The sequence below is a fragment of the Microbacterium sp. M genome (genome assembly GCF_045181065.1).
Taxonomy (GTDB): Bacteria; Actinomycetota; Actinomycetes; order Actinomycetales; family Microbacteriaceae; genus Microbacterium.
Window position 1 is genome coordinate 1562761 of the sequence record NZ_CP173721.1, and the last position, 18819, is coordinate 1581579.

21 protein-coding genes, 1 tRNA gene and 1 other RNA gene are annotated in these 18819 nt (G+C 67.7%); 12 read left to right on the forward strand and 11 right to left on the reverse strand.

What is annotated here, in order from left to right:
* Nucleotide 1 precedes the first annotated feature (1 nt).
* The 4 genes from ACI7YT_RS07405 to ACI7YT_RS07420 are packed head-to-tail and all read left to right on the forward strand — an operon-like array spanning nucleotide 2 to nucleotide 2465.
* The gene (locus ACI7YT_RS07405; RefSeq protein WP_406249896.1) at nucleotides 2-463 is read left to right on the forward strand and encodes an NUDIX domain-containing protein; all 462 of its coding nucleotides are present in this window, start codon (nucleotides 2-4) and stop codon (nucleotides 461-463) included.
* The gene (locus tag ACI7YT_RS07410) at nucleotides 460-882 is read left to right on the forward strand and encodes a GNAT family acetyltransferase (protein ID WP_406249897.1); all 423 of its coding nucleotides are present in this window, start codon (nucleotides 460-462) and stop codon (nucleotides 880-882) included. The genes ACI7YT_RS07405 and ACI7YT_RS07410 overlap by 4 nt, the downstream gene beginning before the upstream one ends.
* Nucleotides 883-919: 37 nt before the next feature.
* Nucleotides 920-1792 (forward strand): diaminopimelate epimerase, encoded by an 873-nt coding sequence (gene dapF / locus ACI7YT_RS07415; protein WP_406249898.1) that lies wholly within the window; start codon nucleotides 920-922, stop codon nucleotides 1790-1792.
* 13 nt (nucleotides 1793-1805) lie between these two features.
* Entirely contained in the window at nucleotides 1806-2465 is a 660-nt protein-coding gene (locus ACI7YT_RS07420; protein ID WP_406249899.1) for an HAD family hydrolase, read from the forward strand.
* Between the two features lie 242 nt (nucleotides 2466-2707).
* Here the strand turns inward: ACI7YT_RS07420 and ACI7YT_RS07425 are convergent, their stop codons facing one another.
* A complete protein-coding gene (locus ACI7YT_RS07425; RefSeq protein WP_406250520.1) occupies nucleotides 2708-3349 on the reverse strand; it encodes a class I SAM-dependent methyltransferase in 642 nt (213 codons plus the stop codon).
* A gap of 71 nt (nucleotides 3350-3420) precedes the next feature.
* Here ACI7YT_RS07425 and hflX point away from each other — a divergent pair, with 71 nt between their 5' ends.
* Nucleotides 3421-4932: a GTPase HflX gene (gene hflX / locus ACI7YT_RS07430; protein ID WP_406249900.1), complete on the forward strand. Its 1512-nt coding sequence runs from the start codon at nucleotides 3421-3423 to the stop codon at nucleotides 4930-4932.
* Between the two features lie 39 nt (nucleotides 4933-4971).
* On the opposite strand, the gene ACI7YT_RS07435 is transcribed toward hflX, so the two are convergent.
* The gene (locus ACI7YT_RS07435) at nucleotides 4972-5637 is read right to left on the reverse strand and encodes an SIMPL domain-containing protein (protein WP_406249902.1); all 666 of its coding nucleotides are present in this window, start codon (nucleotides 5635-5637) and stop codon (nucleotides 4972-4974) included.
* 131 nt (nucleotides 5638-5768) lie between these two features.
* On the opposite strand from ACI7YT_RS07435, the gene ssrA reads away from it, so the two are divergent.
* Nucleotides 5769-6138: a transfer-messenger RNA gene (gene ssrA / locus ACI7YT_RS07440) on the forward strand.
* 78 nt (nucleotides 6139-6216) lie between these two features.
* On the opposite strand, the gene ACI7YT_RS07445 is transcribed toward ssrA, so the two are convergent.
* Nucleotides 6217-6780 (reverse strand): hypothetical protein, encoded by a 564-nt coding sequence (locus ACI7YT_RS07445; protein WP_406249903.1) that lies wholly within the window; start codon nucleotides 6778-6780, stop codon nucleotides 6217-6219.
* 21 nt (nucleotides 6781-6801) lie between these two features.
* Nucleotides 6802-7605, reverse strand: a complete 804-nt coding sequence (locus ACI7YT_RS07450) for an inositol monophosphatase family protein (RefSeq protein WP_406249904.1) — start codon at nucleotides 7603-7605, stop codon at nucleotides 6802-6804.
* Between the two features lie 141 nt (nucleotides 7606-7746).
* Between ACI7YT_RS07450 and ACI7YT_RS07455 the strand changes: the two genes are divergently transcribed.
* Both ACI7YT_RS07455 and ACI7YT_RS07460 read left to right on the forward strand, forming a co-directional pair.
* Nucleotides 7747-7819: transfer RNA gene (locus ACI7YT_RS07455), tRNA-Lys, on the forward strand.
* A gap of 88 nt (nucleotides 7820-7907) precedes the next feature.
* Nucleotides 7908-8978, forward strand: coding sequence for a PQQ-dependent sugar dehydrogenase (locus ACI7YT_RS07460; RefSeq protein ID WP_406249905.1), 1071 nt, complete (start codon nucleotides 7908-7910; stop codon nucleotides 8976-8978).
* 72 nt (nucleotides 8979-9050) lie between these two features.
* On the opposite strand, the gene ACI7YT_RS07465 is transcribed toward ACI7YT_RS07460, so the two are convergent.
* The 6 genes from ACI7YT_RS07465 to ACI7YT_RS07490 all read right to left on the reverse strand — a co-directional run bounded on the left by ACI7YT_RS07465 (nucleotide 9051) and on the right by ACI7YT_RS07490 (nucleotide 14353).
* Nucleotides 9051-10724 (reverse strand): MDR family MFS transporter, encoded by a 1674-nt coding sequence (locus ACI7YT_RS07465; RefSeq protein ID WP_406249906.1) that lies wholly within the window; start codon nucleotides 10722-10724, stop codon nucleotides 9051-9053.
* The gene (locus ACI7YT_RS07470; RefSeq protein ID WP_406249907.1) at nucleotides 10724-11335 is read right to left on the reverse strand and encodes a TetR/AcrR family transcriptional regulator; all 612 of its coding nucleotides are present in this window, start codon (nucleotides 11333-11335) and stop codon (nucleotides 10724-10726) included. Before ACI7YT_RS07470 ends, ACI7YT_RS07465 begins: the two co-directional genes overlap by 1 nt.
* A 19-nt stretch (nucleotides 11336-11354) precedes the next feature.
* Nucleotides 11355-11735, reverse strand: a complete 381-nt coding sequence (locus ACI7YT_RS07475) for a hypothetical protein (RefSeq protein WP_406249908.1) — start codon at nucleotides 11733-11735, stop codon at nucleotides 11355-11357.
* A 114-nt stretch (nucleotides 11736-11849) separates the two neighbouring features.
* Nucleotides 11850-13082, reverse strand: a complete 1233-nt coding sequence (locus ACI7YT_RS07480) for an MFS transporter (protein WP_406249909.1) — start codon at nucleotides 13080-13082, stop codon at nucleotides 11850-11852.
* Nucleotides 13079-13525: a MarR family winged helix-turn-helix transcriptional regulator gene (locus ACI7YT_RS07485; protein WP_406249910.1), complete on the reverse strand. Its 447-nt coding sequence runs from the start codon at nucleotides 13523-13525 to the stop codon at nucleotides 13079-13081. The genes ACI7YT_RS07480 and ACI7YT_RS07485 overlap by 4 nt, the downstream gene beginning before the upstream one ends.
* Nucleotides 13526-13564: 39 nt before the next feature.
* Nucleotides 13565-14353 (reverse strand): IclR family transcriptional regulator, encoded by a 789-nt coding sequence (locus tag ACI7YT_RS07490; RefSeq protein WP_406249911.1) that lies wholly within the window; start codon nucleotides 14351-14353, stop codon nucleotides 13565-13567.
* Between the two features lie 102 nt (nucleotides 14354-14455).
* On the opposite strand from ACI7YT_RS07490, the gene ACI7YT_RS07495 reads away from it, so the two are divergent.
* From ACI7YT_RS07495 to ACI7YT_RS07505, 3 genes are read left to right on the forward strand one after another with little or no spacing between them, the layout of a single operon-like run.
* Entirely contained in the window at nucleotides 14456-15235 is a 780-nt protein-coding gene (locus tag ACI7YT_RS07495; RefSeq protein ID WP_406249913.1) for a CoA transferase subunit A, read from the forward strand.
* A gap of 1 nt (nucleotide 15236) precedes the next feature.
* Entirely contained in the window at nucleotides 15237-15890 is a 654-nt protein-coding gene (locus ACI7YT_RS07500; protein WP_406249915.1) for a CoA transferase subunit B, read from the forward strand.
* Nucleotides 15887-17065: an acetyl-CoA C-acetyltransferase gene (locus ACI7YT_RS07505; RefSeq protein WP_406249917.1), complete on the forward strand. Its 1179-nt coding sequence runs from the start codon at nucleotides 15887-15889 to the stop codon at nucleotides 17063-17065. Before ACI7YT_RS07500 ends, ACI7YT_RS07505 begins: the two co-directional genes overlap by 4 nt.
* 6 nt (nucleotides 17066-17071) lie before the next feature.
* Here ACI7YT_RS07505 and ACI7YT_RS07510 read toward each other — a convergent pair whose 3' ends face one another.
* The gene (locus tag ACI7YT_RS07510; protein ID WP_406249919.1) at nucleotides 17072-17353 is read right to left on the reverse strand and encodes a hypothetical protein; all 282 of its coding nucleotides are present in this window, start codon (nucleotides 17351-17353) and stop codon (nucleotides 17072-17074) included.
* Nucleotides 17354-17526: 173 nt separating this feature from the next.
* Between ACI7YT_RS07510 and ACI7YT_RS07515 the strand changes: the two genes are divergently transcribed.
* Nucleotides 17527-18786 (forward strand): MFS transporter, encoded by a 1260-nt coding sequence (locus ACI7YT_RS07515; protein WP_406249921.1) that lies wholly within the window; start codon nucleotides 17527-17529, stop codon nucleotides 18784-18786.
* Nucleotides 18787-18819: the final 33 nt, after the last annotated feature.

Sequence of the window (18819 nt, forward strand, 5' to 3'; positions counted from 1 at the left end):
GGTGACGCACACCTTCTCGCTCATCCCGGCTTCGTACGTCTTTCTGCGGACGGATCGCGATGTTCTCCTGCAGCTGCGACAGAACACCGGTTACATGGACGGTTGCTGGGTCGCCGGTGCTGCCGGCCACGTCGAGCCCGGTGAGACCGCCAGGCATGCGGCCGTTCGCGAGGCAGCCGAAGAGCTGGGCGTGATCCTGCTCCCATCGGATCTGACGCTCGCAACGGTCATGCAGCGCACCGATGGCACGGACGCGCCGCGTGAGCAGCGCGTCGAATGGTTCTGGACGGCGACCTCCTGGGAGGGCGAGCCGGCGATCCAGGAGCCGCATAAAGCCGCCGAGGTCCGGTGGTGGTCGCTGGATGCACTGCCTGATGAGGTGCCGGACTACGAGAAGTCAGTGCTGACCGGATTGCGCACGGGTGAGCTGCCGATGGATTCGGCGTTCGGGTTCGCCCCATGACCCTCGCGATCAGGCCTTTCGAACGGTCGGATGCCGAGGCGGTGGTGGCACTCTGGAGCAGAGCTGGTCTCTTGCGGCCGTGGAACGACCCGTACGCGGACATCGAACGCAAACTGACGGTGCAGCCCGAATTGTTTCTGGTCGCAGAGGACTCCGGCCATCTCGTCGGATCGGTCATGGCAGGTTACGACGGGCACCGGGGCTGGATCTACTACCTCGCCAGCGCCGCCCATCGGCGCGGCGAAGGCATCGGCGGCGCGCTCCTTGGCGAGGCGGAGCGACGGCTGCTGTCGATGGGGTGTCCGAAGGTGCAGCTCATGGTACGCACCGACAACGCCACGGCGATGGGAATCTACGATCGCCACGGCTACGAGCAGTTCGACGTCGGGGCGACCGGCAAGCGGCTGATCGTCGACTGAGCGGGGATCGACAGGTGCCGGTCAATAGACTGGAACCATGGTCGCATTCACCAAGGGTCACGGTACGGGCAACGACTTCGTCATCATCGCCGACCCGGAGGGCGAGCTCGACCTGAGTCCCGAGCAGGTCGCCGCCATCTGCGATCGGCACTTCGGGATCGGCGCCGACGGGGTGCTGCGCGTCGTGCGCTCGAACGCGATCGCCGAGGGTGCTGCCTCGCTGGCCGAAGAACCGGCCGCGGAGTGGTTCATGGACTATCGCAACGCAGACGGTTCGATCGCGGAGATGTGCGGCAACGGCATCCGCGTCTTCGCGCACTACCTGGTGCGCGCAGGCCTCGCGTCGATCGAGCCTGGATCGACGCTGCCGATCGGCACGCGCGCGGGCGTGCGCGACGTCACGCGCAGCGAAACCGGATATCAGGTGGACCTCGGTCGCTGGAAACTGACCGGAGCCGATCCGCTGGTGCGGGCCCGCGGCCTCGAGGTCGCACGCCCCAGTACCGGGATCGATGTGGGCAATCCGCACGTCGTGGTGGCGCTCGCCTCCGATCAGGAACTCTCCAGCCTCGAGCTCGAGTACGCGCCCATCCTCGATCCTCAGCTGCCCGCAGGAGCGAACATCGAGTTCGTCGTCCCAGGAGAGCCTCTGGTGCGCGACGGCATCGGCCACGTGTCGATGCGCGTCTTCGAACGCGGCGTCGGCGAGACGCTCAGCTGCGGAACCGGAGTCGCCGCGACCGCCCTCGCCGTGCGGCACTGGGCAGGGGATCGGGCGCCCGACAACTGGCGCGTCGAGGTACCAGGCGGAACGCTCGGCGTGCGCATGTTCCCGGCGGAGGATGGCGAGCACGTCGCTCTTTCCGGACCTGCGCAGCTCGTGTTCCGCGGTGAGATCGACCTGGTCTGAGTGCGCCGCGTTCGTGAGGGATGAGCGCCCGATCGGGCTGGTGATCTTCGACTGCGACGGCGTGCTCGTAGACAGCGAGAAGCTCGCGGTGCGCGTCGACCGGGAGGTGCTTGCAGATCTCGGATGGGAGCTGAGCGAGCGCGAGATCGTGCACCGTTTCGTCGGACGCTCGGCCGCGCACTTCCGCACCGAGGTCGAGGCGCACCTCGGGCGTCAGCTCCCGGACGATTGGGAAGCGCCGTATCAGCATCTGTACGACGAGGCCTTCGAGCGCGAGCTCGAAGCCGTCGTCGGCGTCGTCGAAGCCCTCGAACACATCGGACCGGCCCTGGCGACGTGCGTCGCGTCCAGCGGCTCGTACGAGAAGCTCGACCGCACCCTCGGTATGACCGGCCTGCTCCCGCGGTTCGAGGGACGCATCTTCAGCGCGGTGGATGTCGAGAACGGCAAACCCGCTCCCGACCTCTTCCTGCACGCAGCCGTCCGCATGGGAGTCGCTCCCGAGGCGTGCGTCGTCATCGAGGACAGCAGGTTCGGCGTCGCGGCGGCTCGTGCGGCGGGTATGCGGGCGTTCGGGTATGCGGGCGGGATCACTCCGCGGGAGTGGCTCGAGGGCGAGAACACCACGGTGTTCGACGACATGGCTCAGCTTCCGGAGCTGCTCGGCCTGTAGCGGGCCATCAGAACGGCGAGTCCTCGGTGCAGCCGCGATCCGTGGCTGCGACGGGGAGACCTGGTCGCGGACCTCTATGCCGCGCGCGTCGCTTCGAGCTGATGGATCGTCTGTTCGACGCCGATCAGCGTCGACACCACGTCGTCGAGCAGCGCACGCTGCCCGCCCGGGTGATGAGGTCGTCGTCGGCCATGAGTCCATTCGACTCCGGGCCTCCGACATCGGAGCTCGAGCCCGACCGCTCAGGCGACGTCGATGGGTTCCGTCGGTGGCGTGCCGTGCTTGCGAACCTTGAGCACTCGGTATCCCTTGCCCGTCGCAGTGCGGAACACGCTGTACCCCGGGTGGAACGTCGCGGCGATCCAGCGCTGAAGCGAATCGGCGCCGAGATTGCGCTGCACGACGAGCCACGCGTCGCTGCGCTCATCGAGACGCGGGATCCACTGCTCGAGCATGTCGTGCAGGATGTCCTTGCCGACCCGGATGGGAGGGTTCGAGCGGATCGTGCGGAAGGTCACATCGGCGGGAACATCCTCGGGCCGCACCGCGTTGATATTGTCAAGCCCGAGAGCAGAGGCATTGCGCCGAACAAGATCAAGCGCGCGCTCGTTGACATCGACGGCCCACACGGTGGCATGCGGTGCCAGCATCGCCATGGTGAGACTGATGGGTCCCCAACCGGCTCCGAGGTCGAGGAAATCCCCACCGGGTGGTACGGGTGGCATGTTGGCGAAGAGCACTGCAGTGCCGGCATCCAGCCGCTCGGGACTGAAAACACCCCCAGCTGTCGTCACCGTGACCGGCCGACCGGCCAGAGTCACATCGATGGTGCGCAGATTCTCGGGGCTTGCCGGGGCCGCAGTGAAGTAGTGGTCGGACCCCATAGAGGTGAGCGTACCGGACACTGGGGGTTAAGGTTAAGGCGCTCCACGTGAGAAACAGAGAACAGGGACGGATGACGGAAACCACGAACGACAAGCGCACGGACGAGACGGTCGATCGCGTCCTGGCGAACGCCGAACAGCGCACTGAAGCGCACGTGTTCGGATCCGCACAGGCGATCCAGGATGCTTCGACGGCAGCGCACACGGACGCCGACGGCGCCCAGTGGGACCTCGAAGACCGTCACGCACTGCGTCGGGTCGCCGGGCTCTCGACAGAACTCGAGGACGTCACGGAGGTCGAGTACCGCCAGCTGCGGCTCGAGAACGTGGTCCTGGTCGGCGTCTACCCGCAGGGCGCCCAGGACGATGCAGAGAACTCGTTGCGCGAGCTCGCCGCGCTTGCCGAGACCGCTGGCGCGGTCGTGCTCGACGGCCTGCTGCAGCGGCGACCGCACCCGGACCCCGCGACCTACATCGGACGCGGCAAGGCGCAGGAGCTGAAGGGCATCGTCGCTGCCACCGGCGCGGACACCGTGATCGCCGACACCGAACTCGCACCCAGCCAGCGCCGCGCGCTGGAGGACGTCGTCAAGGTCAAGGTCATCGATCGCACCACCGTGATCCTCGACATCTTCAGCCAGCACGCCAAGAGCCGCGAGGGCAAGGCGCAGGTCGAGCTCGCGCAGCTCGAATACCTGCTCCCGCGCCTGCGTGGCTGGGGTGACTCCATGAGCCGTCAGGCCGGTGGCCAGGTCGGCGCCGGCGGCGCCGGAATGGGCTCGCGCGGGCCCGGTGAGACGAAGATCGAACTCGACCGTCGTCGCATCCGGACCAAGATGGCGCTGCTGCGTCGTCAGATCCGCGACTTCAAGCCTGCCCGCGAGGCCAAGCGCGCTGAACGCAAGCGCAACACGATCCCGTCGGTCGCGATCGCCGGCTACACCAACGCCGGCAAGTCGAGCCTGTTGAACGCGCTCACCAGCGCCGGAGTGCTCGTCGAGAACGCGCTGTTCGCCACGCTGGATGCCACGGTGCGCCGCACGGAGACCGCCGACGGGCGCGTGTTCACGTTGACCGATACGGTCGGGTTCGTGCGCAATCTGCCGCACCAGCTGGTCGAGGCGTTCCGGTCGACGCTGGAGGAGGTCGGCGAGGCCGATGTCGTGCTGCACGTCGTCGACGGTTCGCACCCGGACCCCGCCGGTCAGCTGCAGACCGTGCGCGACGTCCTCGGCGACGTGGGTGTGCGCGACATGCCGGAGATCGTGGTCTTCAACAAGGCCGACCTGATCGACGACGACGAGCGCCTCGTGCTGCGCGGCCTGGAGCCGAACGCGCATTTCGTGTCATCTCGATCCGGAGAGGGCATCCCCGAATTGCGGGCTGCCGTCGAGGAGGCGCTGCCGAAGCCGGCCATCGAGATCCACGCGCTCGTGCCGTACGATCGCGGGGACCTCGTCGCGGCGATCCACGAGACGGGCATGCTGCTGTCCTCTGAGCACGGCGAACACGGCACTGCCGTGCACGCACGCGTCTCCGAGCGCCTCGCCGCCGAGCTGGCACCGTTCGCGGTCGCGAACTGATCCGTTCCCCGGCGCGCAGGGCGAGCTGCGCGCCGGGGGTCAGTTCGCGGTGAAGCGCGCCTCGACGGTGGCGGACACCACGATCTCGTCCGGCTCGTACTCCATCGAGGGCGAGGAATCCGCAGCGGCGAAGGCCGCTCCGCGTGCCTTGAAGGCGGTCACCTGCGGCGCCTGCTGACCGCTGGAGATGAGCCCGACGTCGGCGATCTCCACCGGGACCACCGTGGAGCGCCCGAGGGCGCCCGCGTAGGCTTCGGCGCGTGTGACGGCGACACCGACCGCGGATGCCGCGACCTCGCGTTCGACGCGATCGCGTGTCTCGGGAGTGAGATGCCAGTCGACCCAGCCGATCTCGATGCCCTCCCATGCGGAGATGTCGGACACCCAGACCGAGAGTTCGGATGCCTCGGTGAACGTCGCCGTGAAATCCACCGTGGCGTAGTACACGGGGGCGAGACGCTTGCCGTCGCTGCTCCACGGACGCTCGGCGCGGACCGAGAGGCGCTGGCTGGTCCAATCCGCGATGGTGCCGGCATCCGATCGCTCGACGAGTCCTGCACGCAGCGGCTCTGCGAGGCCGAGCGTGTGCTCGACGACGGCGGCTCGGTCGGGCCCATCGGCGCGCACGGATACGCGGATGGTGGCGCGCTCAGGCGCGATGCGTTCTTCGCTCTGGCCGCGAACGGTGATGGTGACGTCGCTCATGCGATGACTCTACGCGAGGTGCCGGGAATGGCGTGGGGCCCGGATACGTTGTAGTCTGAGATGCTCGGGTGTTCCGGCATCCGATTGGTAATTCCACAGTGCGACAGCGGTCCCTTCGCAAGAAGGACCACGGGGCTGATCGGTTTCGACAGCGCCTGTGAATCCACGAGAAGCGGGCCGAGGATGCAGGGTTATCTCGTGAACGCTCCCTGCAAAACAATAGTTGCCGAAACAAAGCGCAACGACTTCGCCCTCGCTGCATAAGCGAGCCCGATAGTCCGTCAGGCCGTATGTGATTCCGATACGGATCCTGGCGTCATCTAGGAATCTTGCTGCGTGATGGCGTCTGGACGTCACGCGGGACTCTTCCCAGGCTGGGCTTGTCGACTTAGGTGTCTGTGACAAAGGTCGGAGCCGAGCAGAACGTCTGCACAGACTGCGCCCGGAGAAGGCGTGGAGACTCAGCGTTGGACGGGGGTTCGATTCCCCCCAGCTCCACCGAACCGCTGTCGCGAATGAAGAGGCCCGCCTCCCGTGAACCACGGGAGGCGGGCCTCTTCGTCTGTCACGGCGTGTCGGTCACGGCCAGTTGATCAGGATCAGGCTCTGCTTCGTGTCGGCGAAGCGCACCCAGCCGTCGCCGAACAGGTAGGTCATGCCGTACCCGTCCTCATCGACCTGGAAGGCGGATTCCGCCGGCTCGGTGAAGTACAGCGCTCCATCCAGGTTCTCGCGTTCCCAGCCCTGTGCGAGCAGCTCGCTCTGCGCGGCTGCCGTCTGGTCCGGCGTCAGCTCGCCCCACGCGAAGAACTGGCCGTGGTCGGATGCCTCCTCCCAGTTCGCCCAGGAGCAGTGGATGCCGTTCTCGATCACGATCTCGCCGATGCGGAACTCGGACTGCTTGGCGCTCCACCCGAGGTCGGTGAGGGTGCTGACGGTGCCCGGCGTCACGAGTGTCTCGCAGGTGGGATCCGCAGCGGGCTCCGGCTCACCGGTGGGTTCATTGACGACGGGCGCGCTGGTCTCGGCGGCCGGCGGCGTGGCTGCCTGGGTCTCGATCGGTGCGGGGGTCTGCGCGCACGCGGCGAGACTCACGACGAGCAGAAGGGCGGCGGCTGCGGCGAGGGGGATGCGGGGGATCATCACGGGCCTTGTCGGTGGGCGTCAGTCGGACGGGTGCAAGAGCTCGAGGAACGCGTCGTGCAGCACCCTGTTGGTGGCGAGTGTCGAAAGTGCCGACAGCGTCTCGATTCCGTCGTAGGACGTCATACGTCCGCCCGCCTCGCGGACGATCGGCACGGCAGCCGCGATGTCGTACTCCTTGACGTCGAACTCGGCGACCATGTCGATCCGACCTTCGGCCAGCAGCATGTACGAGTAGATGTCGCCGTAGGCGCGGTCGCGCCACACGCGGGACGCGAGACGCATGAGGTCGTCGAGCTTCCCGGCATCCGCCCACTGCGCGATGCTCTGGAAGCTGACGCTCGCATCATCCAGGGTGTCGACCGACGAGACGCGCAGTTCGCGCGGTTCAGCCGATGTGCCCGTCCAGGCGCCGAGCCCCGACGCGGCCCACCAGCGGCGCTCCAGCGCCGGCATGCTGACCACGCCGACTTGCGGTACCCCGTCGATCGCGAGGGCGATCATCGTCCCCCACAGCGGGACGCCGCGAAGGAAGTTCGCCGTGCCGTCGATCGGGTCGATGATCCATTGGCGGTGCGTGGAGCCCTCCGTGCCGTACTCCTCGCCGAGGATGCCGTCGCCAGGGCGCTCGGCAGCGAGGATGCCGCGGATCGCACGTTCCGTCGCCAGGTCGGCGTCCGTGACGTGGGATCGGTCGGCCTTGCGTGAGACCTCCAGATCGGCGGCATCGAAGCGCGGCAGCGACTGTTCGTCGGCGGCCTGTGCGAGGCGGAGGGCGAGGTCGAGATCACCCCGGAGATCGGCGGCAGCGGGGGTGTCGGTCACCCCACCAGAATAGCCGTCAGGGCGGTGTCTCCCTCGGCCCAGGCAGGCTGTTCACAGCGTCTCCCTAGGCATGCCGGCCTCGATTTCATTTGCGGCCGACAACCTGGTAACGTAATTCCTCGGCCGGGCAAGACCGGCCACGCACCTCTAGCTCAATCGGCAGAGCAACTGACTCTTAATCAGTGGGTTCTGGGTTCAAGTCCCAGGGGGTGCACGGATCAGCCTCAGAAGACTCTCGCCAGTCGACTGGGGCTTTTCTGCTTCGTCCGCGTTGCACTGCAGACGGCGGGAGGAATCCGATGATGAAGACGACCAGCGGTGCCCCTCGGGCACTGATCCTCGGTGCCGGCGTGCTCGTCGGCGTGATCTTCGTGAGCGGGTGCTCTGCGCCGACCAGTGACGATGCGGAACCCTCCACCTCCGCAGTGTCCGTCATCGCGGACGATCTGGACGTGCCATGGTCCGTCACCTTCCACGACGGCACCGCGCTCGTGAGCGAACGCGAATCGGCACGCATCCTCGAGATCGGCGATGACGGCGCCGTGCGCGAAGTCGGCACGATCGCCGATGTGCAGCCGCGCGGCGAAGGAGGGCTTCTGGGAATCGCAGCCCACGACGACCATCTCTACGTGTACCTCACTGCGGCGCAGGAGAATCGCGTCGACCGCTACGAACTCACCGGCAGCGCCGGTGCGCTCGGGCTCGGCCCCTCGGAGTCGATCCTCACCGGGATCGATGCGGGCACGAATCACAACGGAGGGCGCATCGCGTTCGGTCCTGACGGCATGCTGTACATCACGGCAGGGGATGCCGGGAATCGTGACGCGGCCCAGGACCTCGAATCGCTCTCCGGCAAGATCCTCCGTCTCGCACCCGACGGCTCGATCCCGGACGACAACCCGTTCTCCGGGTCCGCGGTGTACAGCTACGGTCACCGCAATCCTCAGGGTCTCGCGTGGGACGAGGACGGTGCGCTGTATGCGAGCGAATTCGGTCAGGACACCTGGGACGAGCTCAACGTCATCGAGCCCGGTGGGAACTACGGCTGGCCGGATGCCGAGGGCGCCGCGGAACGGCCGGGACTGATCGATCCGGTTCAGCAGTGGGCCCCGGCGGATGCGAGCCCCAGCGGCATGGCGATCGTCGACGGCACCATCCACATCGCGAATCTGCGCGGCGAGCGGCTGCGCGAGGTCCCGGTCGACGACCTCGGGGCGTCCACTGAGCGGCTCGCCGGCGAGTACGGGCGACTGCGCGACGTCGTGATCGCCCCTGATGGGGCGCTCTGGATCGTCACGAACAACACGGATGGCCGCGGTGACCCGCGCACCGGCGACGATCGCATCATCCGTGTCCCACGCGGGGCGGCGTGAAACCGGCTGACGTCGACCCACGCACTCGGCCCACCGTCTCATACGACGGTGGGCCGAGGAGGGAAGCACCGATCAGCGCCCGACCGGTATGCCTCCGGTGTCGTCACTGACGGAATCCGAGCCGGCGGTTTCAGCGGCGATCGGGGCACCGCCGCGCGACTGGGCTTCCAGCCGCTCGGCCTCGTCCCCGCTGATCGCTTCGCCTCGGGCCACGAGTCCGGCCTGATCGGACAGTGGGATCTGCTTGAGGAACAGCGAGAGCACGAGCGCCAGCAGGACGAACGGGATGAGGTACCAGAACACCGGCGCCAGGGCATCCGCGTAGGCCGTCACGATGCCGTCGCGCACTTCATCCGGCAGCGTGCTGAGCGTCGCCGGGTCGATCGTGGAGGCCGCCTGCGAGGCGGCGTCCGGCGACGCACCGGCTTCAGCGAAGACGCCGAGGAGGTTCTCGGTGAGACGCGTCGTGAAGATGGTTCCGAACACTGCGGTGCCCAGCGACGCGCCGACCTCGCGGAAGTAGTTGTTCGTGCTCGTCGCCGTGCCGATCTCGTTCGCCGGGACGGCGTTCTGCACCACCAGCACAACGACCTGCATGATGAGGCCGAGCCCTGCGCCGAAGAAGAACAGGAACACGCAGATGAGCCAGATCGGCGTCGAGGCGGACAGGGTCGTGAAAGCGGCCATGGCGAGGCCGGTGATGATCGTGCCGAGGATCGGGTAGATCTTGTACTTGCCGGTCTTCGAGATCGCGATCCCGGAGCCGATCGATGTGCCCATCAGCCCGACCATCATCGGGATCATGAGGAGTCCGGATGCCGCGGCTGACGTGCCGGAGGACATCTGCAGGAACGTCGGGACGAACCCGATCGCGGCGAACATGCCGATGCCGAGGACCAGCCCGATCGCGGTCGCGTTCACGAAGATCGGATTGCGGAACAGGCTCAGCGGGATGATCGGATCCTGCACGCGCGATTCCGTGATGACGAACGCGGTCGCGGCGACGACGAGCCCGGCGCCCCATGCCCAGGTTGCGGCGGAATCCCAGCCGAACTCCTTGTCGCCGCCGAAGTCGGTGAAGAAGATCAGGCAGGTCGTCGCGATCGACAGGAAGATGACGCCGAAGACGTCGATCGGCTTCTCGGCCTTCTTGCTGGGCAGCTTCAACGCGACGAGCGCGATGATGAAGGCAGCGATACCGACGGGGATGTTGATGTAGAACGCCCACTGCCACGTCATGTGGTCGACGAAGAAGCCGCTGAGCAGAGGCCCGGCCACGGCCGAGAGGCCGAAGACGGCGCCGAGCGGGCCCATGTACTTTCCTCGCTCGTTGGCCGGCACGATGTCGGCGATGATCGCCTGCGACAGGATCATCAAGCCGCCGCCGCCGAGGCCCTGCATCGCGCGGAACACGACGAACATCCAGAAGTCGGTGGCGAAGGCGCAGCCGACGGATGCGAGCGTGAACAGGGCGATCGCGACCAGGAAAAGATTGCGTCGGCCGAGCACGTCGCCGAACTTGCCGTAGATCGGCATGACGATCGTCGTGGCGAGCAGATACGCGGTGGTGATCCAGACCTGGTGGTCCACGCCGCCGAGCTGGCCGACGATCGTCGGCATGGCGGTGGAGACGATCGTCTGATCGAGGCTGGACAGCAGCATGCCTGCGATGAGGGCGCTGAAGATGAGCCAGATGCGCCGTTTGGTGAGAAGGAAAGGCGCATCCGTGGGAGCGGTGGCGGACATCAGTGAGCTTTCTGTGGTGGTGTCAACGTGGAGCGGGCGATCTCGAGCCGTCGGGTGAGGAGATCTTCGAAGGATTCGGGGGAGTGGTGCTGGAGGAGCTCGTCCATGCACATCCGCACGAGGGCGCCGAAGACGTGCACGATGATCTCTGCGCGCAGGCGGGATTCGACGTCGGCGCCGATGCGGCGCTGGATGAGCTCGATGTCCCGGCGTTCGTTCGCCCCGAGATGCTCGATGGCGGCTTTGAGCAGTCGCGGCTCCTCCTCGAGGATCGCGAGGATAGCCGGCGCCTCGGCGACCGGATCGAACAGCGTCCATCGGCGGATCATCATCGAAGCGAAGTCGTCGACGATGTCCCCGGACTGCGATGCGAATTCCTCGGCGAGGGCTCGTTCGGCGTCATCGACGAGGGCGAATCCGAAGATCGCGTTCTCTTTGCTTTCGAAGTAGTTGAAGAACGTCCGGCGGGAGACGCCCACCTCGGCGCACATCTCCTCGACGGTGAATCCGGTGAACCCGCGTTCGCCCGTCAGCCGGCGCGCAGCATCGGTCAGCGCGCGTGTGGTCTCGCGTCTGCGCTGATCTCGTAGGGAATCTGCACTCTCACTCATAGAGTGCAAGTTTGCACTCCTAATCTAAGAGTGCACTGTGAGCGGTTTCGTCGTCGCCGACCGGGAGTTCATCCGTCTCGAGCGTCCCGCCAGCGTGGTTGAAACGGTCGGGCCACGCAGCGGTCGCACCGCGGATGATCACTACCCATCCGATCGAGAACAGGAGTATCCCGCCGAGCATCGCCAGGCTCGGCGAGAAGAAATCGTACTGAGGGACGGGATGCCCGGCCCCGGCGATTCCGAACATCGGTACCCAGCTCCACAGCGCGAAGAGGGCGTGCGCCCCCATGCGCAGGATCGCGACGGCCATGAACACCGTGAGCACAGCGCCGCCGGTCAGCGCGGTCGCTCCCAGCGCGAGAACGAGGGTCGCACGCAGTGCTCGTCGAGAACCGGACATGGTCTCTCACCCCCTGCATCCTGCGTCGAGGTCGCGGTCGGCTGACGGCGATGACCATCGGTCAGTTCGCGCATACCGACACGGTACACTCGCGGCGCCGATCGACGAGCTGGCTCAGGCGGCGTCGCCGATCAGGATCGCCTCTGCATCCTCTCGTGCGGCGTCTTCGGGCTCGTCATCGATGTGAGCGAGTACGCGGCGTCCGAGGAAGACCGTCAGTGTCGCGATGAGCACGGCCGCCGCGGCGAACAGGTACGGAACCGTCGCGTTGAACTGGTGCCACAGCAGCGCGGCGACGGGCGGAGCGACCGCGCCGCCGATGAAGCGCACGGACGAGTACGCCGAAGACGCGACGGAGCGCGGCAGGTCGGTCGCCTCCATGACCGCCTCGGTCAGGACCGTGTTCATGACGCCGAGCAGCAGCCCGCCGATGATGATGCAGGCGACCAGTGCCGACGGGGTCTCCGCCACAAGCCCGGCGACGATGAGATCGACCGCGAGCAGCGGCAGGATCGTCAGGATGATCGTGGTCCGGCGCATCCGGCGCATCATCCACGGCGCCACCCAGACGCTCGTGATCGCGAGTGCGACGCCCCAGCCGAAGAACGTGAAGCCGATGCCCATCGCGCCGAAGCCCAGCGGGAACGGCGAGAACGCCAGCAGGACGAAGAATCCGATGTTGTAGAAGAACGCGGTGATCGCGAGAATCGCGAGCGCGGGGCGGCCCAGCGCCTGGAACGGTGCGGAGAACGGCACGGGTTCGCGCTTCTCGGCTCCAGGGCGCAGCATGGTCAGCACGGCGATGAACCCGATCGCCATGAGTGCGACGACGCCGAAGAACGGTCCGCGCCAGCTGACCTCGCCCAGCAGTCCTCCGAGCAGCGGGCCGATCGCGATGCCGAGCCCGAGTGCGGCCTCGTAGAGCACGATCGCTGCGGCGCTGCCGCCGGACGCCGACCCGACGATCGTCGCGAGCGCCGTGGAGATGAACAGTGCGTTGCCCAGGCCCCACCCGGCGCGGAACCCGATGATGGCGTCCACGCTGCCGCTGAGCGCACAGGCCAGTGCGAACGCGACGATCAGCGCGAGGCCGGCGAGCAGCGTCGCCTTCGCACCGATGCGGCTCGAGATCCAGCTCGTGACGAGCATCGCGAGCCCCGTGATCAGCAGGTAGCTCGTGAAGAGCAGTTCGGTCTCGGTCGGCGTCGCCTCGAGAGACTCCGCGATGGCGGGGAGGATCGGGTCCACGAGTCCGATGCCCATGAATGCGACGACGCTCGCGAACGCCACTGCCCATACCTGGGCCGGCTGCTTCCAGATCGATCCGGTCGCCTTCGCGCTGCTCATTCGGTGTCTCCTGTCTTCGAAAGGGGGGATTGTGCGGAGTGGCCCATGAGGATCTCGGCCGCACGCGAAAGCGTGGCCCAGTCGTCATCCCCGAGGTCCGCGAATCGCGGTGCGAGCGTCGCGCGGAACTCCGCGCGCCATTCCTGCACCGCCGTGCGTCCGGCCGGCGTGATGTCCACGACGGTCGCGCGCGAGTCTGCGGGGTCGCTCGAACGCGAAACCAGTCCCGCGCGTTCGAGGTCGCCTATCAGGCGGGTCATCCCCGGTTGCGTCGTCCGCGCGGCCGCCGCCAGAGCGCCGAGCCGGATGCCGCCGTCGCGCTCCAGGATGCTGAGCACGCGCCACTGGGCCGATGGCGCCTCGTTCTTGGCGTCCTGGGCGGCGATACGGGCCAGCGCGTGCGCCGAGAGCACGATGGACGGGATCACGTCAGCTCGATTCATGCCTTCGAGTATATACCGAATGGTATGTAATGGATGCGGTCAGCGCCGAGCGTTCGCGATGCGCGATGAGAGCTGGTGCGCGTGCGCGAGCAGCGTCCGTCCCAGATCGGCCATGCGGTCAGGGCCGAAGCGGAATTCGACGCCCGTCAGGCTCAGCGCCCACTCGGGACGCCCCTGGCGATCGAAGACGGCCGCGCCGATGCCCCAGCTGCCCTCCACGATGAGCCCAGGGTTGATCGCGTAGCCGCGTTCCTTGGTCTCGGTGAGCCTCGCGCGCAACGGCTTCTCAGCGTGCGCTCGACCCCAACGGCCCGCGAGCTCCGGATGCCGGTCGAGGTAGGCATCCACATCGTGGTCAGGGAGGAACGCCAGAATCGCGAGTCCGGCACTGGCGACGCCGAGCGGGAAGCGGATGCCTTCGCTGAGCACGAACGACCGGATCGGGAACGAGCCCTCTTCCCTCAGCAGGCACACGGTCTCATCGGCGCGTCGCACGGACAGGAAGGCGCTCTCCTCGGTCTTCACCGCCAGCGAGCGGACGATGTCGCGCGCAAGAGCTGTGATGTCGTAGCGCGCTGCGGCGACGGTTCCCATGAGGAACAGTTCGGGTCCAGGCATCCACCGCGCCGTGTCGTCGTCCCGATCGACGAGTCCTTCGACGCGGAGTGCGGAGAGCAGCCGGTGCGCGGTCGAGCGCGACAGCTCCGCGGAGCGGGCCAGCTCGTGAAGACTCGCGCCGTCCGCGCCGCCGGCCGTGACCAGCCGCAACAGATGCGCTGCCCTGGCCACTGCCTGCGCGCCGGGCACTGATCGCGTCTTGGGTTCCACATGGTGGACGCTACTCGCGCATCCGACCACATGGCAAGCACGCTCTTCAGAACGCGGCGCAACAGGCGGATGCTGGAGTCAGACCCCACGAAGGAGTGATGCGTGATCGACAAGCAATGGGCCTCGGCGGCTGAGGCCGTGGCCGACATCCCGGACGGGGCATCCCTCGCCGTCGGCGGCTTCGGCCTCTCCGGCAACCCGATCGCGCTCATCGAGGCGCTGCTGGCGCAGGGGACCACGGATCTCAGCGTCGTCAGCAACAACTGCGGCGTCGACGACTGGGGCCTCGGCATCCTGCTCGCCGCCCAGCGCATCCGCAAGATGACGTCGTCCTACGTGGGGGAGAACAAGGAGTTCGAGCGGCAGTTCCTCTCGGGTGAGCTCGAGCTCGAACTCACTCCGCAGGGCACCCTGGCCGAGAAGCTGCGGGCGGGTGGGTCCGGCATCGCGGCGTTCTACACCCAGACCGGAGTCGGCACCCAGGTCGCCGAGGGCGGTCTGCCCCGGCGATACGACGCGGATGGCACGATCGCCGTCGCATCGCCCGTGAAGGACATCCGCACGTTCGACGTCGATGGCACGCCGAAGGAGTTCGTGCTGGAGGATGCCATCACGACCGATTTCTCGCTCGTGCACGCCGCCGCGGGCGACCGGCACGGGAACCTCGTGTTCAACAAGGCGGCCCGCAACTTCAACCCGCTCGCCGCGATGGCGGGTCGCATCTGCATCGCCCAGGTCGAGCAGCTCGTGGAGCCGGGAGAGATCGATCCGGACCGCGTGCATCTCGCCGGCGTCTACGTGCACCGCATCGTCGAGGTCGGCACCGACATCCCGAAGCGCATCGAGCGCCGAACCGTGACGCCGTCGCAGGAAGGAGCCTGACATGCCGCTGACACGCGAGCAGATGGCGGCCCGCGCAGCCGAAGAGCTGGAGGACGGCTCCTACGTCAACCTCGGCATCGGCTTGCCGACTCTCGTACCGAACTACGTCCCGGCGGGGGTGACGGTCGTGCTCCAGTCCGAGAACGGCATCCTCGGCGTGGGACCGTATCCCACCGAGGATGCCGTCGACCCCGATCTCATCAACGCAGGCAAGGAGACCGTCACGGTGCTGCCGGGATCGGCGTTCTTCGACTCGGCGATGAGCTTCGGGATGATCCGCGGCGGCAAGATCGACGCCGCGATTCTCGGCGCCATGCAGGTCTCGGCATCCGGCGATCTGGCGAACTGGATGATCCCGGGCAAGATGGTCAAGGGGCCCGGCGGCGCGATGGACCTCGTCCACGGCGCCAGGCGCGTCGTCGTGCTGATGGAGCATGTCGCGAAGGACGGCTCCGCCAAGATCGTGAACGACTGCTCGCTGCCCTTGACCGGCAGGGGAGTGGTGCACCGCATCATCACCGATCTGGCCGTCATCGACGTCACTCCCGATGGACTCGTGCTCGTCGAAACGGCGCCGGGCGTGAGCGTGCCGGACGTCATCGAGGCGACCGAGCCCCCGCTCGTCGTCTCCCCGGAATTGAAGGAACTGTCATGACCGACATCGTCATCGTCGCCGCCGCTCGTACCCCGCAGGGCCGACTCAAGGGCCAGCTGGCCTCCTTCACCGCCCCTCAGCTCGGATCGTTCGCGATCCGCGGTGCGCTCGCCCAGGCATCCGTCGATCCAGGGGAAGTGGATGCCGTGATCATCGGACAGGTCCTCGCCGCGGGCTCTGGGCAGAACGCCGCGCGGCAGGCCGCGATCGGGGCCGGCATCGGCTGGGACGTTCCCGCGCACTCCGTGAACAAGGTCTGCCTGTCCGGGCTCACCGCGATCATCGATGCCGCGCGCATGATCCGCACCGGCGACGCCACCACGGTGGTCGCCGCCGGAATGGAGTCGATGACCCGCGCGCCGCACCTGCTGATGGGCTCACGAGACGGCTGGACGTACGGCAGCGTCGAGGTGCTCGACCACATGGCTTACGACGGACTCACCGACGCGTACGACCGCGAGAGCATGGGCGCCTCGACCGAGCGCCACAATGCACGGTACGAGCTCACCCGCGAGGCGCAGGATGCCGTCGCGGCGCTGTCGCACCAGCGCGCAGCCGCAGCGCAGGATGCCGGAGTGTTCGCCTCCGAGATCATCGCCGTCGAGGTGCCGCAGCGCCGCGGCGAACCGGTCTTCGTCGCGAAGGACGAAGGCGTGCGCCCGGAGACCACCGTCGACACGCTCGCAGGCCTCCGTGCGGCCTTCGCCGACGGCGGATCGATCACCGCCGGCAACTCCTCGCAGATCTCGGACGGCGCCTCTGCCGTCATCATCACGACCCGTGAGAACGCCGATGCCCACGGCTGGCCGGTGCTTGCCGTCATCGGAGCGAGCGGGCAGACCGCCGGGCCGGACAACTCGCTTCAGGCGCAGCCGGCGCGAGCGATCGAGAAGGCGTGCGAGAAGCAGGGCATCTCACCGGCGGATCTCGACCTCGTCGAGATCAATGAGGCGTTCGGCGCCGTCGTGGCGCGATCCCAGACCGAACTCGAGCTTTCGAGCGACGTCGTCAACATCCACGGGGGCGGCATCGCGATCGGGCATCCGATCGGCGCGAGCGGCAACCGTCTCGTCGTGCACCTCGCTCACGAGCTGGCCCGTCGCGGCAGCGGCACCATGGCCGTCGGCCTCTGCGGCGGCGGCGGTCAGGGCGAGGCGCTCATCCTGACGCGCTGACGGGGTTCAGCGCTTCTGCGCCGCCTTGGTCTGCTTCTCGAGGCGCTTGGCGGTCTTGCGCGCACGCTTCTCCTGCACCGGCGCGAGCGGAGAATCGGCGGCGACAGCGAGCCCCTTCTCTTCACGGCGCATGTCGACGAGCGCGCCGATCGCCAGTGCGAGGGTGATGCCCCAGCTCAGCCACGCCAGAACGGCGCGCCAGGTGATCGGCGCCTCTCGGGTGCCGCGCAGCAGCGAGGCGCCGGCCGTGATCGCTCCGATGAGTCCAGTGCCGAAGAGATAGCGCATGACCCCACGGTACCCGGTCGTGCGTTCGACCGGCCGACTCTGGAATCTCGCAGGTCACGGCGCTAAGATGCCCGTTGGCGCTCCGGCGTCCCAGCTGTGTATCTACCGGCCGTCGGCATTCCGACGGAAAGCGGCGGCACCCGATCCCCGCGTCCACCGGGCGCGCGAGAGCCATGACCCAGACACACGCGTCTTCAGCGGCGTCCGCCGCGTCCCCCAGCCTTCTGCGCCTGGCGGGCCTGCCCTACTTCATCATCGCCTTCATCGCGCGACTCCCGTTCGCGATGATGGTCGTCGGCGTCCTCACCGTCGTCGTCTCCTCCCGCGGCTCGCTCGCGCTCGGCGGCCTCACCTCGGCGGCTGTGGGTCTCGGCACCGCTGTGGTCGGCCCCCTGCTCGGCGCTGCAGCGGATCGCTACGGCCAGCGCGTCGTGCTCCTGATCTCGGCGATCGTGAACGGCACGATGCTCGCCGTGTTCGCCTGGGTCGTCTACAGCCCGGCCGCCGATCCTCTCGTGCTGATCACGGCTCTGCTGATCGGTGCCTCGGCGCCGCAGGTCTCGCCCATGTCGCGTTCCCGCCTGGTCGCGATCATCTCGGAGCGGATGCCGGAGAGCACCAGGGCCAAGACCATCTCCGGCACGTTCTCGTACGAGTCGGCAGCCGATGAGACCGTATTCGTGTTCGGGCCGTTCCTGGTGGGCGTCCTCGCGTCGGCCATCGCACCGTGGGCACCGCTGGTGGGCGCTGCAGGCCTCACCTTCGTGTTCGTCGGCGCCTTCGCCCTGCACCCCACGGCGCGCCACATCTCGGCCGAGAGGCACGCCGACGGTTCGGCGCCGTCGAAGGCCTCCGAGCTGTTCCGTCCGGAGCTGCTGGTGGTGGTGCTCGGCATCCTGGGCGTCGGACTCTTCTTCGGAGCGATGCTCACATCTCTCACCTCCTTCATGGCCGACCGAGGGGATGCCGAGCAGGCCGGCCTTCTCTATGGGGTGATGGGCATCGGCTCGGCGGCGCTCGCACTCGGCGTCGCGTGGTTGCCGCCCCGATTCACGTTGCGCGCCCGCTGGCTGGTGTTCGGGGGAATCCTCTTCCTCGGCACGCTGCTGGTCGCCGCGGCCTCCTCGGTGGAGACCATGCTCATCGCACTGGCGATCATGGGGATCGGCATCGGCCCGACCCTCGTCACGCAGTACAGCTTCGGTGCCGCGCGCAGTCCGCTGGGCCGCTCGGCCACCGTCATGACGATGCTGGGTTCAGGGGTCGTGGTCGGCCAGGCCGCGGCATCCGCCATCACCGGCGAAGTCGCCGAATCCCTCGGCACCGGTGCGGCGCTGCTGCTGCCGGCCTGCGCCGCAGCCGTCGTGCTGATCGCAGGGATCGCCAACTGGTTCCTCAGCGACCCGCGCCGGAGGCCTCGCACGGCGCAGTGACGGCGCAGCCCCGGGCCCGCGCAGACGATCCGG